Source organism: Moraxella sp. CTOTU46711, from assembly GCF_031975715.1.
In the GTDB taxonomy this organism is placed as follows: domain Bacteria; phylum Pseudomonadota; class Gammaproteobacteria; order Pseudomonadales; family Moraxellaceae; genus Faucicola.
In genome coordinates, this window is the sequence record NZ_DALYMP010000005.1 from 1 (window position 1) to 15,451 (window position 15,451).

The window sequence follows — 15,451 nt, forward strand, 5'->3', positions numbered from 1 at the left end:
ATAAAGGTAGTCAGTATCTATCGATTAAGTACGGTGAACGGCTTAAACAATCGGGACTTGCCGCATCAGTCGGCACGACAGGCGATTCTTATGACAATGCTCTAGCTGAAAGCGTGAATGGGCTATATAAAGCGGAGGTGATTGATTATTTGAAACAGGAATGGGATGGCGTAAATGATGTTGCGCTAGCGACCCTTGATTGGGTACACTGGTACAACTATGAACGATTGCATTCTACCAATGGATATGTATCGCCTGAACGAGGAATAGCGAAGCACTGCTTCGCCCGAGTGCAAGACGGAGAGCTATGCTCGTAGTGGATGCGGAAAATATGTACTATTGTTCATTAATTCCGTCAGGCTATGCTGCCTGACTCAAGCAAACCTGTCTCCGATAATACCAGGACGGTTCACTTGAGTACGTTCGCTCAGGTGATACGTTAGTAGTATGGAAGTTAGACAGACTATGTCGAAGCACAGCAGAGTTACTTAAAATTTCTGCTACTTTAAATGAAAAAAGTGTCAATTTACTTAGTCTAACAGAAAATATTGATACTACTACGCCCACCGGCCGTATGTATTTCACAATTCTTGGTGCTATTGCTCAAATGGAGCGTGAGCTAATACAAGAACGTGTTATCGCAGGACTTGAATCAGCTCGCAAACGTGGTCGTCTTGGTGGACGGCCTAAATCTATGACTGAAGCTAAAGTTAAGATTGCTCGACAATTGTTAGAATCAGGTTTAAGCTATGATGAAGTAGCTGAAAATATCAATGTGCCAAAGCCAACTCTTTATAAATATTTACCAGCAAGTAAACTTTAATCAAGAAGGAATTGAGATGTTTAACAAGCCATCCGATCAGATAAGCACAGTCAGAATCAAGAAAGGTAATTTTGTATACTATAGAACAATGCAAGGAAAGTTAGCCAATCGATTGAACATAGACTTAACTTGTTTTTCACTGGCTGAGCTTGAAGTTATTTTGAAAGACTTATTGCAAGAAATGGATCTAAAGGTTAGCTTATCTATCTATAAAGGCGACAATCATATTCGTGTTTCTTCACAAAATGCTAGTGAGGATTATTTGTTAATTGGTGATAGACCGTTGATAATCGATGGCGAACCAGTGACTGAATAAGATATCGCATCCATTCCATAAACTCAGCGTTAATCTGGAATTTAATGATGAAAAATAGATATACCTATGCAGCATTGGTAACAGTCTTGTCGATTATAGGAAGTATAGTAACCATTCTATCAGTGTGGTTGATTTATTAATTGAAACAGATTTTGATCAATACTCATAGCATCTAAAGCAAAGGAGTCTGTTTTGCATTAAGCTTTATGAATGATACAGCTAGAATTGTTGAGATTATAAAAAATAGCATAAATAGTATAGGTTCAGATGGTACCTTTAAAAGACGCGCATCAACTATCCGATCTTGGACAAAATGGATTATAGATGAATTAGAGGCCTAATTTTATTGATTAGTACATGCGCAGAAGATCAATAAAATTAAAAATAGTTGGATAAAAAATACTTTTTAAGAAATTTACTGGGTGTGTCCCTATTTGGATAATGAGGCTAAAAATAGACTAAATCGCTAGCAAAACAAGGCAAATTGTGCAGATAATATTGAAATATTGTCAAACAATTCAACGCAGTTTTGCCAGATTTAGGCATTTTAGGCCATTAAAAATACTTTGTTCCGAATTAGGGACACGCCCTAGAAAACAAGCTAAGAATGATATCAATATTGTTTAAAAAACTTCGTAATATGTGTTAAATTTAAATAAAAAGTAGGATAAGATTATGGATGGAATTAGCCCCACAATGAAATTTTTTATAGTAGGTCAAGGGATATTTTTTGCATTATTTTTTGGCAGCAGAATATACCGGTTCTTTAAGATTCGTCGTCGTGAAAAGCAGTGGGATCGTGAAGAATTAATTGAACAATTTGGTGAAAGTTATCAAAAAAATCCTGAATACCTTGAATATAAAGCCTTGATGAAAAAAGTAGGGATTAAGGTTTAGTAGGTTTAAGCGACAAGTGATGACGTAGATTCATAAGGGAACAAAATGTTTATCTTATGATGTAAGAGTTAAGGGCAACGTTCCATGAAAAGACTACTTTGCTAGTTTCAGACAAAGAAAAAACTCTCTATTTCGATTAATTTATAGCTGATATATAGGAAAATTGTATGCAAAACGAACATGAAAAGACTACTTTGCTAGTTTCAGACAAAGAAAAGGTGGTTGTTCCACGAGTTGAACATGATACGAATTACAGCAACTACGGTACGATTGTTAAATCCGATCAACGTAAAAAATTATGTGAAATTTGGCTTAACGATCCGCTTGAAATTAATGAAAACAATTATCATCCAGTAGAGTGTTCAATGCTTAATGCTTACGCTAATAGATTAGCGGATAAGTTTGGCACTCTCAATAAAGCATTGGATAAATATGGCGATTTAAAGCTTGCTATTAGTGAGCATCATCGCAGTATAAATACGGCCGATAAGATGGCAACCCTCGCTTTACATCAGGTGTTAAAAATTAATGACACTCATGCGGTCATGCGAGTCGTAAATGGTTGGATTTATTACTATGTAACTGACAAGAATGAATATACGAATGGCGTATTTTTAGCTGATGATGGCAATAGAGCAACCTCTAATGCACAATATGAAATGAGAAATATTATTAGACGACTTGAGCATGAAATTAAAGAAGGGTTTTTTAATTTAGTTTAATTGTCATCCTTATGTAGTACCTGCACAAACTAATGGGAAATTTGACGATGCAATCAGCAGATTTTGATAAACTCACTTCATCTCGACCTGTCAACAAACTAGCAATGATTGTCACACAGTCAAATGGGGTTGATAACGTTCAAGAAATTTATGATAGATTCAGAGATTTAGATGAAAGCATCGGACGTTTGACCGTTGAACTTAGAACAAGCGACTTAACCAAAAAAGAGAAGGACAAAATCGGTAAACAACGTAGAAAATTACGTTTAGAGAAAAACGAACTTAGCCGCAAATATCCATTTCTATCAAAGAAAAAGAAATTAGAGCTTACACCGCTTATTCTTGATGAAGTCAAAAAGATAATGAGTAAGGAAGATTGGAACGCTTGTGTAGTTAGAGCCAAAGCAAAACTTGAGCAGAATTTCATCGAAAATGATTTAATTGACCCAAATTCCCTATAAATTACGTCCCCCATTAAAAAACCTCTTGGCTTAACAAGAGGTTTTTGTCTTTAGGATAATGAGATTTTAAAAAGGTATGGGTGCAGAAATCAAATGCCCCAGCTGATTGTTTCTAAGCCAATTTTGCCATTGCGCGGTATATTTGACCAGTTTTTTTCGATATATCATATTATAGGTAGGCGTCCACGAATGATACCCTGATGCCCTACTATAATAATCTAATCTACCCTTGCTGGATTGATTTAGAGCTTCTGATAGCAGCATGGCTGCAATCCTAGCATTGTAGCAGCCACGATGCAGCAAATCATACTCTGAGCCGCCTAATCGAGCAATACGCGGCAGATGCGTAGAATTGATCTGAAACGCCCCAATATCATAGGTTGTGTTTCTGTTTCCTACCTTCTGTCCGGTCAATCCTCTTTCAATCGACTGAATACCTAATAAAAGGTCCACAGGCACCCCTTGATTAGCTGCAATATTAGCCACACAGGTAAGCGTAGGACGCCCGATTGGATAGTCTTGAGGGTTTAGGCTTGTAGAGCTATTACCTAAGCGTGAAAACGCATTATAAGGGGCTTGTTGGTAGCTTACGCGGCTGGCTTGAATACCTACCTCATTAGATGGCTGAAAGATAATTCTCGGATAGCTACTAGCTGAATTTGAATTATTATAAAAAGGATTATCTGCAACCGCATATCCACCAATAAACGTCATCAGTAAGATTGCAGATTTAGTCAACGTTTTAGCCAACATAAACACTTTTACCTCGTTCTTCGTCATTATGTAGCACTTGCACAAGGATTATTTTAAAAAAGGCAGGTTTACCTTTTGTTAATCAAAATAATTTACCAAATTTGTAATTCATGCTAAACAGGTGTTGCGGATGCCCATCTTTAGATTTTTTTATAAGCACTTTGCGACTACTAATAGTCCCCACCTTTGTTTTGGTTAAAGTGGGGTTGATTTTTCTGTGCTTAAGCATTATTTTTTTTAACGTTTATAATTTTTATAAGAAACAATGGAATACCTGCCATAATTAGTATTATTGGAAAAGCGTATATACCAAATATTTTTATCAACCAGTAAGAGATTAAACCCTCAATAAACAATACAATTAAAGGTAGAATTACTTTTAATTTTTCAGAGTCAACGTTCATTAAAGTTCCTTATGCTTAGTTGGGTGAGTAAGGGGGTATAAATGCTGATTTTTAACCTTTGTTTTGTGCAGGTGCCACATCATGAGATCGTTCTTTAATTAGTCAGTGGGTTTTTAATCCATAAATTATTGAGTGCATATTGTTTAAATTGGGCTTTGCCATCGACCGGGTATAAATTACCAGTGGCTAACTGCCAAGCACGATAGCCATAGCTCGCCACTATTAGTAATAAAAAAACTAGCAACGATAGCGTAGCGATAAACAGTAGAAAATGTCCCTGGATTAAGAACAGCATATCAACGATAAACACCATCCAAGCCATTAATGCTACGACACGCGCAGCAAATACGCGCTTCATAATAATGCTATGAACCGCATCATTGTCGAGCTGACGATTAAGCTTATGGCCGTTTACACGAATATATTGTCGCAACGCATCAATATCATCGGTATTGGCAGTAACCCTAAAGTTACAGGATGGGCAACCCCATGCCTCATTCTTAAATTCTAAATTAGCCGATAAGCACTTAGGGCAAACTTCCGTCTCAGCTTTTTTCTTAAAACCGCGTGTTCGATAGCCAACACCCCTTGGCATTACTAAGCGTAATGGTAGCGTGGCCACAACCAATGAACCGCGCTTTACCTTTTGGGTAAAGGGGTTTGATTTTTTGTCAGCAAGTTTGGTATTGCTTACAATATGATGTTCGGTATCTTGGTTGTGTTGTCCCATTTTTAACGTCCCCTAGCCTTATTAATAAGCTGCTTGGCAGTACGGTGATACATTTCGTATTCCCCGGTTTTTTCAGGGGTTACACCAGTAAAGATGCTGTAACGATGTGTGGCCTCATTGCTATCTTCCGGTCTTGGAATAACCATAAAATTTCCATACGCACCGGTAATGTTTGTCCCTGGCGTGTACCCCATGTATAAGCTACAAAGTGGCGCATTGGCAGCAGGGTAAAATCCCCCCATAGATACAAAAGCTAAGTTTGGGTTTTTAAAGCAATACATCGCTGAGTTAACACTCGATACCACCTTGCCAGTCGGTTGACTATAACCAGCCTTTTTATTATCAGCTGGACTTACACCTTGATCGACGTATTTTTGGTTCATATAAATTGCCGCATCGGGCAAGATTTGTTTGGCTTTTTCATCGACCACAACCACTAAGCTGTAATCTTGTTGCGGTTTACCGTTAATATTAGGGTAGAATGAAAACAGCTTTAAATCCCCTGCAAAGTTTGGCTGCTTTAATTGTGCTGCTTGCGTCAGCAGTAAGTTAACGGCACCAGGCTTACAAAAATTGTAGGCTTTATGCGAGGATTTTTTTGATTGCCAATATAAGTCCCCATAAGAATTACAAAGCACGTCATAACCCATGACTTTTTGTGTGCGGATATCGCCCACGTCGATACTGTCAGACGCGAACACTGGTACGCTTGACGCGATAACTGATATTGGTAATACAAACTTCATAAAATTGGTCAGCATTATTATTTTCCTTGTTTCTGTTTATTAATTTGATCAATTTTCTCTAGGATGGCATAGACCTGTTGGGTATGTGCGTAATTCATGTTACCTGAGTCGCTGTTCGCCGATCTACAATAATTTGGACCCGTACACTTATCAGGATCGCCCACCGATGACCATTCGTAAGCAACTTGTTTTTTCGCTTCTTTAAGGCTGACATTGCCCTTACCAAGTATGAAATCACCAAGTTGTTTGCGCTTAGATAACAATAACCACTCTCTAGCAACTGCTTCCTGCACTTGTGGGCTATATGGCACATTGGCGTACTTGCTCCATAATTTAGGTGCGCGTTGCTTCATATCAAGCACAGCAACATATACCATTTGATACTTACCTGCCGCCCAAATTGCACCTTCATTACAACGATTGCTGGTATTCATACTAAGCTGTGATAATAGCTGTGATAAGTTTCGATTGGTAATATCGTAAATTACTTTGCCTTGATAAGGTCCTGGACTCGTCCAGGAAGTATTACAGCTATATGCTTTATTACCACCGCCACGGTTAATAGAGAAATAACTACCGCGACTTTCATTGCCAGCAACTTTTTCTAATAATGTGGTCATTAGTGCGGTGATGTCATTCGGTAAGTTAGCGATATCAAGTGGCGTTGCACTGTCGCTTGTATATTGATAAGAGGTGACATATTCATCACCACTTGCTTCTAATTCACGGTCAATGACTTTAGGAATTGCCTGAGCGGTGGCAATCGCTTGTAGGGTATCAACTTTTTTACTGTAGTCGTGCATTCTTGCTTGTGCTAACGCAGCTAAAGCAACCTCAATACGCTGCTGCATCGCATCCGTCATTGCCTTTAAAAAATTCTCCTCAGTAGTCATCATAAGGTATTCAGTCATCATGGCTTTACTAGATAGACCAGCCATTGCCTTATACCACTTTGGATTGCCATATCGGTGCGTCCCTATTTGAGACACAATTTGAGCAATCGACATTTCATTAAAGTTGACCGGTGAAGCTAGTGGAGGCAGCGTACCGAAGGCTGCACCGTCATCACTGGCCAAGAAAGACGCCAATGCTTGATAGGACACGTAATTACCACCAAGATTGTAACCACTCATATCGGCGGTGACCGCGCCATTAACCGCACTCATGTTGGCTGCGCCAGCAGATAGCGCATCCCAATTACCAAGTTTGGTTACTGCTGGGAATGGTGTTAAGTTGGTAGCAACTGCACCACTACCATAGCGAGGCACGTTTAATGGCATGTTGGTGCCATAAAGCGCATTAAATTGCTGGCGAGCTGTGTTTCCTAAATACTTAGCATAGCGTTGATCTGCACCGCCAGTAAATCTGACATCAAAGCCTAAATGAGGGGTCGGATCAGATAATCTTCTGCCTGGCTTTTGATTGATATTTATAGGACCTCGACCTTGAGTATAATAAGGCCCTTTAACAACATTGGTACCAAATTGCCCTCCTTTGCCTCTTTCACCCAACCATAATGAGTACAAAGGTTCGTTGTTGGCCGCATTGTATTGCATGTGCAAGTGAACAGGGTAATTACCGCCTCTATTCCCTTCGATCGCTACCTGCTGACCGACAGCGATCGGGATATTGGCAGCTTTAGGATTAATAGTGTGCATGTATTCTAAGATACCACCATCTTTATTTCTCACCCCGACAGTATGAGAGCTATATCCTAAAGGGGGGCGCGTGGTGACACCGCTCCAAGGGGCATATAACGCATTATTACCAGTGGCAATATCAATACCTTCATGAAAGCTGGCATACGTGCGTCCATTCTTATCTTGACGCCATCTAAAATCACCAAAACGGCCAGTATTACTAGAATCGGCTCTAACCCTACCGTGCGGTGGCGCAGCTAATACCGTTACAAGCGGCGTTGGCTGTGGCGTTTTACTACTTTGAACGCCCTGAGGCAAAGGCGCGTCGGCGTAACTGGTCATCACGCCCAATACAGACAAGGTTAAAACAGATAATCGAAGGTGTTTTTTGCTCATTAGTAAATTCCAGCATTACTAATCATGAATGTAGTTCCAACACGACTTGGCCAGTTGGAAATCTACTTAAATCATGTTCTGCTTTTTGAAGGGTTTGGAATACGGAATGCGATACTGCAACGCCATAACGGTTTTTGAGTAATTGCAATGCCGTGTAGGTATCAAATTCTATTTTAGTTTCATCGACTGTCTGTGAGCCTTGAAACATCACATTTAGGTAATCTGCTAAAAGATTGGGACTTGCGACATATCCAATAAGACGCTCAATGTTTCCAGCAACCGCTACGCCAACTACAGGCGCAGGTCTAATGTCGTGATAAAAACAAGGATGCGTTGGGTTATTAAAAAAGGCATAATTGCTATCAACACCACCCAAACTACCCACCAATATCGTTACCAATTCAAACGGCAATATCAGCTTATGATTTAGTTCATTTTTAAAAGCAACTGATTGGAATATCTTACGATTGTGATAACCAAGATAATTGATGATATTAAACTCGGTTTCAGTGAGATCACAGACGAGAAGTAGAACCGATTGGCTAATAATACAAGGATCACTTGATGGTAGCCGTCGGCAATACAACTTTGCCTGGTTGACTGGCGTGATTGAATCAATTTTTTCTTGATTAATCAGTTGGTAAGCAGTCGGTCCCCCCACTAATTTTCGGTAATAATCTAGTAACCCAATGCTTGACGCGATATAAGGCGAATTATCCTTTAATCCACCTTTTCTAATTTGCTGTTTGCAGTTGTTTAATGCCAATTCGATCGTTTGGCCAATCGGATTAAAAAAGTCTGCCATTACAGTACACTCTCAAAGCGCATTTTGTTATTAACACCACCCACCGGGGTTGCACTAAGCAGATCAACAGCCAAACTTCTTGCTTCCACGATGTCAGGGCAGCCATCTTTTATTACACTTAAACCAACTGTCACATGATTACACTGTTTAATTCGCTCTATTAGTTTCGGTAGCAACACATTAAAGCTTAGGCGTATGGGCGGTAATCTGTTATCCCCATATTTCACAGAAGAAAAGTACAGGCAATAGGAGCGCGAGTTAGTTTCCACCCAGCCAAGCTTAAGTTCTAAATGCTTAATTGCCTCGTAGGTCGGTTTTTGAAAACCCACAATAAAAACGTCCTCATAAAACCCGAGAGCTATGAAAGGTAGGAAAGCATTTGGCATAAGCAGTCCACCTGAACGGCTTGATAAAATAGGACTGCGTTTATTATAAACAGCCAATATGGTAAATAATCTGATATAAGCCAAACATCGTGTGGCTTCTAATGCTGACTCTCGCCTTGCCATTGCCATGAGCTGCAAGGTTTGCTCTTTATTAAGTCTCAATCCCATAGGGTTTATCTTACTCCAAGCAGCTCAAATCACTTTTCTTGTTAATATCAACGCCCATTTTTTTAAGATAATTTTCCGTGGTAGCAACCTGCAAATTAGCCATGTCATCGGTGCTGGTTTGCTCGACACCATCACCTTTTTTATTCACAAGCATTACTGGTTCTTTTGCCATACCTTTAAGGGCTTCGACTGGGGTTTTCACCGACGAAGCTGATGTCTCAGTTTCCGTGGATGGTTGATTATCTTTGTGTTTTTCATAGGCATATACCACGCCACCACCAAGAATTGAAATAATCGCCGCAATCGCAATGTTTCTTTGCACTCTTTTATTTAAAATAGGGTTAATGGCTTGATGAAATTTCTTTTTGGAGGGTGTATCGCTTAGAGCATTGTTATCACCTTGATAAGCGTTTTTAAATGCTTGGTTATAAGTATCTTGTATGTAAGAGCGAACAACGTCTATCGGTAAAAATTCATTGGTTGAACGGCTTGGTTTGACCACATAAAACACTGGACGGTAGCACTGCCCGACGACTTGATTGCTGGCTTGATCCAAATAACTGATTTCCCCAAATACAATCGCATTACCCTTCATCATTTCAGAACGACAATTATCAATCAAAACCGATTCGTCATAATCTTCTAATCGCTGATTAGCAATAAATTCAGCGATCGTTAAATGATTTTGTTTGGTAGCATAGCTATCAAAGCCTTTAAAAGACAGTTGTAGGTTGCCAGTGGGTGCAAGTGTGGTTTTTTGGGCATACTGTGGTAAGTACAGATTAGCTGGGTCTTGAACACTAAAAGTTTTGCCTAATGGCTCAAAACCAATACCAAAGGTAGGATGAATATCCATTGCGGTGTCATCATCTTGCACGGTTGCGGCGTAAACAGTTTCATCAACCATAACTTATTCCTTTATAGTAGATTGGCGAGCAAACTACTCGCCGAATATAGATTTACGAACTTCGGGCAACGAAGAACCATAGACTAATCGAGGTTCACCTGTACGCTTATCTAAGAAGAATGCAGCAGGTACAGATGGCGTCGTTGACTTGCCAGCAAAGGCAGTTTTATGCGCTTCATAAAACAAAGCAAAGTTATCTTTGATAGCTTGTTTTTCTTTATCAGTCACAGCCTCAGCTTTCACCGCATCTTTACCAAGGGCTGCTGCAAATTCATCAACAGTCTTGGCTCTCATACCCGCAGCTGCTTGTGCAATAGCATCGGTACTTTCGCCTAAGGCCGTGGTTGGCAACCATTTAATCGTTGCACCTTTAGCTTTTAAGTCAATTTTTCGAGTATCTTCAAATAGTTGATGGCAGTATGGGCAACGTGGGTCATAGATAATATAGATCGTGTTAGCTGGCGAGATTGAAGCATTTTCTTTGAAACCACTTAACGCATCTAGAATTGGGAAAATATCGGGTACTTTGCCTTTAAACTCACCAATCGCTTGACCGGGTGTTAAGTCATTTTGGCCATATTCAGCATACGCACCTGCACTACTAGCAGCATTGGCTGATGCCGATTGCGCGGTGGCAGATTGTTGTTGTGGTTGGTTTTGAGGGTTGGTGCCGACAGTTGACTTACTATTCATGTTGCTGAACATGACATCCTGCGTATCAGCTTGATAAGCATCGCCATAAAATAGTGCTTTAGTGCCTTTGGCCCCATAGACGACGCTTTTATCACCATTAGGAAGCTCTAGCAAATAGCTTACTGCGCCAGCTTGTTCTTGTTTTTCAAGAATTTTGCCAAGTTTTTCAACGTATTTGTCAGGCGTTTTATTATAAGTAATATATTGAGCCACATTACTTGATAAGGATAAGACAGCTAGTAATGCCAAACCAAGTACAGCAGGGCTACGTTTAGCTGTCGATAACACAGGAGGGTTCGCCGTTGCAGATGATGTCTTTAGTGTCGGTTTTCGATTAATTACTGATAAATCTGCTGGCTGTGGGTTGTTAGACAAACTCATTGGGCATCCTTATAGATAATTTTATAAAATGGCTTAAGAGAATATAGGTTGCCGCAAATCTTATTTACGATGATCGCTACAATACTTGCCACTACCAAAGATGCAACCACATCAAAAAGGCTATGATTCATCACAAAGTAGATTAGGCTCATGATTGCAACAAACAAAAGCCCAATGAATACCGCTGAAAGCGTGTTGGCAAGCTTGCGATATTTTTTAGCAACATTTTCTAAGTCTGATGCCTGTTCGAGTAAACTTGGTTGAATATAACCAAAGCCCAAACGATTGTAAGTTTTCAATGGCTTATATTTCATAAATTCTCTGCACCTATCGAGTATTTAATAGAATTTTATAATCATTTTATCATATATATAATGCACTTATAATAGTTATTTTATATATAAAGTTTATCACCCCTTGCCGTAAAACCACCGACTTTAGGCGGTGGATATAAGGCAAACAACACGTCGTATAATGACGTATAGCCAATCTAGCACCTTGAAACCTTAAACATAACTTGCCACACTAATTCCGATGAAAACACTCAAGCTACGCATACGAGATAAACACACAGCAAAGCTTAACCGCCTAAGTGGTTTGGTTAATTTCGTATGGAACTATGTCAATGCGTTAAGCTACGAGCATCTTAAGCGTACTGGCAAATTCTTTAGTGCGTATGATTTAAACGAATATACCAAAGGTAGTGGTGAACTGCTAGGCTTACACAGTCAGACCATCCAAGCCATCAACGAAACCCACGCCAAATCGCGTCGCCAATTCAAAAAAACTAAACTAAACTGGCGAACCAACAACCCAAGCTCTAAGCGTAAGTCATTAGGTTGGCTACCGTTTAAACAATCTGCCATCAAACACATCGCCACACACCAAACTGGTAAAAAGGGCTTAAAATCCACCTTGCAACTAAGCCTAGCCAAAGGGCAAAAACTCATCATTGACCTATGGGATAGCTACAACTTATCACTATACCAAATCAATACCTGCGAGATTGTGCAAGACAGCCGTAACCGTTGGTACGCGTGTATCACCGTCAAGGATTACCCAAAACAAACCTGTGGAACTGGTAGCGTCGGTATTGATTTAGGTTTAAAAGACAGTGCCACCGCCTCAAATGGCGACAAGCTACAAATCAAGCAAACACTGAAATATGCCAAAGATTTAGCCATTGCTCAAAGAGCCAAAAACAAACGACGTGTTAAGGCAATCCATGCCAAAATCAAAAATACACGCCAAGACCTCATACATAAATTCACCACCCAATTAGTTAAAGATAATGCGCTAATCGTGGTCGGTGATATTCAGAGTAATCAATTTAATAGTAAAAAAGGCAAACTCGCCAAATCGGTTTACGATGCAGGCTGGTTTGAACTGAAACGACAACTGACCTACAAATGCGAGAACGCAGGTTGCCGTTTTGAAATCGTGAATGAGAGATACACGACCCAGCGATGTTCGTGTTGCGGTGACATCACTGCCAACAGTCCGAAAGGTAGAAAATCGCTTGGAATAAGAGAATGGACTTGTGCAACGTGTGGCACACGGCATGATAGAGATATCAATGCTGCTAAGAACATTCTTGCGGTCGGGCTTGACCGTCTAGCTGTAGAAATCCCCTTGCTTTAGCAAGGGGAGGAAGTCAACTATTAGACATAATAAAAGCCAGTTAACTGCTCAAGTTAACTAGCGATTGATGCGCTTTATTTATTATAATTTCTAAAGTTTTGGTGATTTAGAAAGCTTTTTAATTGTTTGGGTAATGTCATACTGCTTTTGCTTAGTCTTGGTATTGTTGACAATGTGCGATATCCAATCAGCTGTTTGATTAGCATGGTCAACATCAACTTCATATTGTGGCAAATCGCTGATTAATGGTTCAAATGGCTGTGAATTTTTAGTCATATTGCCAATTTCTAATTTCTGTTCAGCGGTAATTAACGCATCTTTCTCTATTTCACCAAAACCTTCACTTTCAATGATAATGGTATCGTCTTGATTTTGGTTCTGCATGGTAAATTGAATATCATCAAATGCAGCAAATTGAACCGTCTGCTTGTAGTTTTTACCACTGGTGTCGGCCTTATTCATGTTGTTAAAGCTGGTCATAAGATAAGCAACCATACTGTCAACGCGATTTTTTAACCCAGCAATACTCTGACTACTGGCCAAGCAATCATCATATTGGGTTGTTATCTGCTTAGTGGCTGAATGAATAGAGCTAGTTTGGGAGTCGCAAATATTATTAATATCTGATAGTAGTCTATCTTCCATTAAAGCGTTATATAAAAAAGTAGATTGCTCAGTTTGATAATCTTCTAACTCAACAAGACGTGAAACTGGAATAAAGCTATTAATATACATATCCGGTGAAGAAGTTACGTCTCCAGTAAACAAACTTTCAAAGCGAATAACCCTAGACCCACCTTTCATTGCCCCATCTTCGGTCTTAGAAACAATTAAATGGAATTGACCTTCGGATTGGGCCGCTAAATCATGCCAGTCTATCACTGGACGTGACTCCCGACGAGCAGAACGGTTTGCTCTGAAAATTAAGTCGCCCATATTATTTTCATGTTGGTGATAACCATCAATATACATTTGCTCAACATCACCTGCGATGCCTTGCACTTTTTGGACGGTTTCTGACTGCTTACCATCGGACAGTTTACCAATCATTTTCATATTACAGTTCGCCCAAATTGCTTCTGCTTCCTCGGCGGAGCCACGTTTAATATCTGAAAAAGATTGAGCAGCAAATACCATCGCGATATTAATGCCGCGAGCCTGGGCTGGTATGATGGAAATTCCGATACTCATCATATAGCCGATTTCATCTAGCACTACACGAAATGCGCTGTCCGCAGAGGTCGGTCTTGAATCAACAATCAATCGTTTACTACCCTCTAGAGCCGATCCTAAAGAACCAGCCATCATTTGTTTAATCGAGGCAATGATTAGCTTACTAAGCATATTGAGTGTGGGTACAGAACGCTCAAGAGCTGGCAGCATAACAGCAAGGCATCGACGGTTGAACACCACGTCAGAAATATCGACATCACCGATCTCAACACCGAAAATATGACCATAGTTATATCCTAGGTCATTAAACACACGCGTTAGCTGCATAGTGATAAAACCAAATTGCTCATTGGTTTTACCCTCTTGTGAGCCAGGCGTTTTACCCACAATATAACCCGGCAGCGAAATTAAGAAGTCACGTAGCCCTGCGGAAACTTGCTCAAATCCGTGGTACTTATTCATGTAAACCTGATTATTGGCCAATCGTTCAATTTCAGCCAATTCCATATAGGACAAATAGACAGCCGGTGAAAGCTCAATTTCACCTTGGTCTCGTAGGTAAACCAGTACCGAAGTCAAACAGGCAACAAAAGCGACGCAGCGGCCTACCCAAATGTCATTCCCATTACCGCCACTATCTAACATGCCGGAGATAATCTCGGTCAACATGCCAGCGGAGGTGTCGGCCATCATATTAAAGGTGTTGCTTGGTTTGTCGTCTTGCGGCTTAGAAAAATCACGCTTACCTGCGGCATAGGAAATAGCTAACAAGTCATCATGCCTCGCCAATCGACGTAATAATGAGGTCTGACGCTCGTAAAAACCGACCTCGCCTTTGGCATCACAGGCAATGAAACCACTGTTATTGAGAACCTGATTAAACAATAGGTTATGTATTAGCTCGGTTTTACCTGAACCTGTGGTACCCAATATCAACGTATGTACCCGATCGTCAGAATCCGTGGTCCAAAGCTGCAAGTTCGTTTCGCGATCCAATCCATACATGGAGACGCCCTTACCCCAAAATTTTGAGGCAACTGACGGTTTAAATTTACCAGCGGTATGCGAGGTTGAACCATCGGGCATGTTTAAATGTTTAGGAATGCGGTAAGGCACATTGTGCAGTCGTTTAGAAGGCTGTAGAAACTTACGCGCTAAAATAGCATTGACCGGGCTGATTAACAAAGCAGCCAGCGGCATGATGTTTAGAACAATGGAGACAGCACTTAAGAATAATGCCAGCAGTAAAGCGTCGTCAGGGTTAGACCACGCATCTGCCATTCTTACTGACCAACGCCGGGTATCGACACGTTGTTCTGTTGCAATTTTATCTTTAATCGCCCCTTGAAATATTGCCATCTTTCATTTGCCTTTTTTAAATCTGCCTTAATCTAGCCCTATTGTTAGTG

Annotated in this window: 19 protein-coding genes and 1 pseudogene; 9 read left to right on the top strand and 11 right to left on the bottom strand. The window is 40.2% G+C overall.

Annotation, left to right across the window (positions count from 1 at the left end):
• From RTJ53_RS07875 to RTJ53_RS07905, 8 genes and pseudogenes are all read left to right on the top strand, one after another.
• The coding region (locus tag RTJ53_RS07875; RefSeq protein ID WP_312276545.1) for an integrase core domain-containing protein at positions 1-317 on the top strand (317 nt) is incomplete at its 5' end.
• A gap of 107 nt (positions 318-424) precedes the next feature.
• Positions 425-661 (top strand): annotated as a pseudogene (locus RTJ53_RS07880) (recombinase family protein); the annotation flags it as partial.
• Positions 638-823, top strand: coding sequence for a helix-turn-helix domain-containing protein (locus RTJ53_RS07885; RefSeq protein ID WP_312276626.1), 186 nt, complete (start codon positions 638-640; stop codon positions 821-823). The pseudogene RTJ53_RS07880 and the gene RTJ53_RS07885, both read left to right, overlap by 24 nt.
• Before the next feature lie 16 nt (positions 824-839).
• A complete protein-coding gene (locus RTJ53_RS07890) occupies positions 840-1,139 on the top strand; it encodes a hypothetical protein (protein WP_135890406.1) in 300 nt (99 codons plus the stop codon).
• A 206-nt stretch (positions 1,140-1,345) separates the two neighbouring features.
• Complete coding sequence (locus RTJ53_RS11890; protein WP_472795625.1) at positions 1,346-1,480, top strand: DUF7226 domain-containing protein; 135 nt, start codon at positions 1,346-1,348, stop codon at positions 1,478-1,480.
• Between the two features lie 334 nt (positions 1,481-1,814).
• Complete coding sequence (locus RTJ53_RS07895) at positions 1,815-2,036, top strand: hypothetical protein (RefSeq protein WP_312276546.1); 222 nt, start codon at positions 1,815-1,817, stop codon at positions 2,034-2,036.
• 167 nt (positions 2,037-2,203) lie between these two features.
• Positions 2,204-2,758, top strand: a complete 555-nt coding sequence (locus RTJ53_RS07900; protein WP_312276547.1) for a hypothetical protein — start codon at positions 2,204-2,206, stop codon at positions 2,756-2,758.
• Positions 2,759-2,805: 47 nt separating this feature from the next.
• The gene (locus RTJ53_RS07905) at positions 2,806-3,219 is read left to right on the top strand and encodes a hypothetical protein (protein WP_312276548.1); all 414 of its coding nucleotides are present in this window, start codon (positions 2,806-2,808) and stop codon (positions 3,217-3,219) included.
• Between the two features lie 66 nt (positions 3,220-3,285).
• On the opposite strand, the gene RTJ53_RS07910 is transcribed toward RTJ53_RS07905, so the two are convergent.
• The 10 genes from RTJ53_RS07910 to RTJ53_RS07955 form a co-directional block, all read right to left on the bottom strand.
• Complete coding sequence (locus tag RTJ53_RS07910) at positions 3,286-3,972, bottom strand: lytic transglycosylase domain-containing protein (protein ID WP_312276549.1); 687 nt, start codon at positions 3,970-3,972, stop codon at positions 3,286-3,288.
• Positions 3,973-4,193: 221 nt separating this feature from the next.
• Complete coding sequence (locus tag RTJ53_RS07915; protein ID WP_138018298.1) at positions 4,194-4,376, bottom strand: hypothetical protein; 183 nt, start codon at positions 4,374-4,376, stop codon at positions 4,194-4,196.
• Between the two features lie 94 nt (positions 4,377-4,470).
• Positions 4,471-5,106, bottom strand: a complete 636-nt coding sequence (locus tag RTJ53_RS07920) for a hypothetical protein (protein WP_128682216.1) — start codon at positions 5,104-5,106, stop codon at positions 4,471-4,473.
• Positions 5,107-5,108: 2 nt separating this feature from the next.
• Positions 5,109-5,867: a hypothetical protein gene (locus tag RTJ53_RS07925; protein ID WP_128682214.1), complete on the bottom strand. Its 759-nt coding sequence runs from the start codon at positions 5,865-5,867 to the stop codon at positions 5,109-5,111.
• A 2-nt stretch (positions 5,868-5,869) separates the two neighbouring features.
• Entirely contained in the window at positions 5,870-7,888 is a 2,019-nt protein-coding gene (locus RTJ53_RS07930; RefSeq protein WP_312276550.1) for a M23 family metallopeptidase, read from the bottom strand.
• A 22-nt stretch (positions 7,889-7,910) separates the two neighbouring features.
• Positions 7,911-8,693: a hypothetical protein gene (locus tag RTJ53_RS07935; protein ID WP_312276551.1), complete on the bottom strand. Its 783-nt coding sequence runs from the start codon at positions 8,691-8,693 to the stop codon at positions 7,911-7,913.
• Positions 8,693-9,247, bottom strand: coding sequence for a hypothetical protein (locus tag RTJ53_RS07940; protein ID WP_312276552.1), 555 nt, complete (start codon positions 9,245-9,247; stop codon positions 8,693-8,695). The genes RTJ53_RS07935 and RTJ53_RS07940 overlap by 1 nt, the downstream gene beginning before the upstream one ends.
• A gap of 10 nt (positions 9,248-9,257) precedes the next feature.
• Positions 9,258-10,154, bottom strand: coding sequence for a hypothetical protein (locus RTJ53_RS07945; protein WP_128682205.1), 897 nt, complete (start codon positions 10,152-10,154; stop codon positions 9,258-9,260).
• A gap of 33 nt (positions 10,155-10,187) precedes the next feature.
• On the bottom strand, positions 10,188-11,228 hold the full coding sequence (locus RTJ53_RS07950) for a thioredoxin domain-containing protein (RefSeq protein ID WP_312276553.1): 1,041 nt from the start codon (positions 11,226-11,228) through the stop codon (positions 10,188-10,190).
• On the bottom strand, positions 11,225-11,542 hold the full coding sequence (locus RTJ53_RS07955; protein WP_312276554.1) for a hypothetical protein: 318 nt from the start codon (positions 11,540-11,542) through the stop codon (positions 11,225-11,227). Before RTJ53_RS07955 ends, RTJ53_RS07950 begins: the two co-directional genes overlap by 4 nt.
• 220 nt (positions 11,543-11,762) lie before the next feature.
• Here RTJ53_RS07955 and RTJ53_RS07960 point away from each other — a divergent pair, with 220 nt between their 5' ends.
• Complete coding sequence (locus tag RTJ53_RS07960; RefSeq protein ID WP_312276555.1) at positions 11,763-12,869, top strand: RNA-guided endonuclease InsQ/TnpB family protein; 1,107 nt, start codon at positions 11,763-11,765, stop codon at positions 12,867-12,869.
• 90 nt (positions 12,870-12,959) lie between these two features.
• Here the strand turns inward: RTJ53_RS07960 and RTJ53_RS07965 are convergent, their stop codons facing one another.
• On the bottom strand, positions 12,960-15,401 hold the full coding sequence (locus RTJ53_RS07965; protein ID WP_312276556.1) for a type IV secretory system conjugative DNA transfer family protein: 2,442 nt from the start codon (positions 15,399-15,401) through the stop codon (positions 12,960-12,962).
• Positions 15,402-15,451 lie beyond the last annotated feature (50 nt).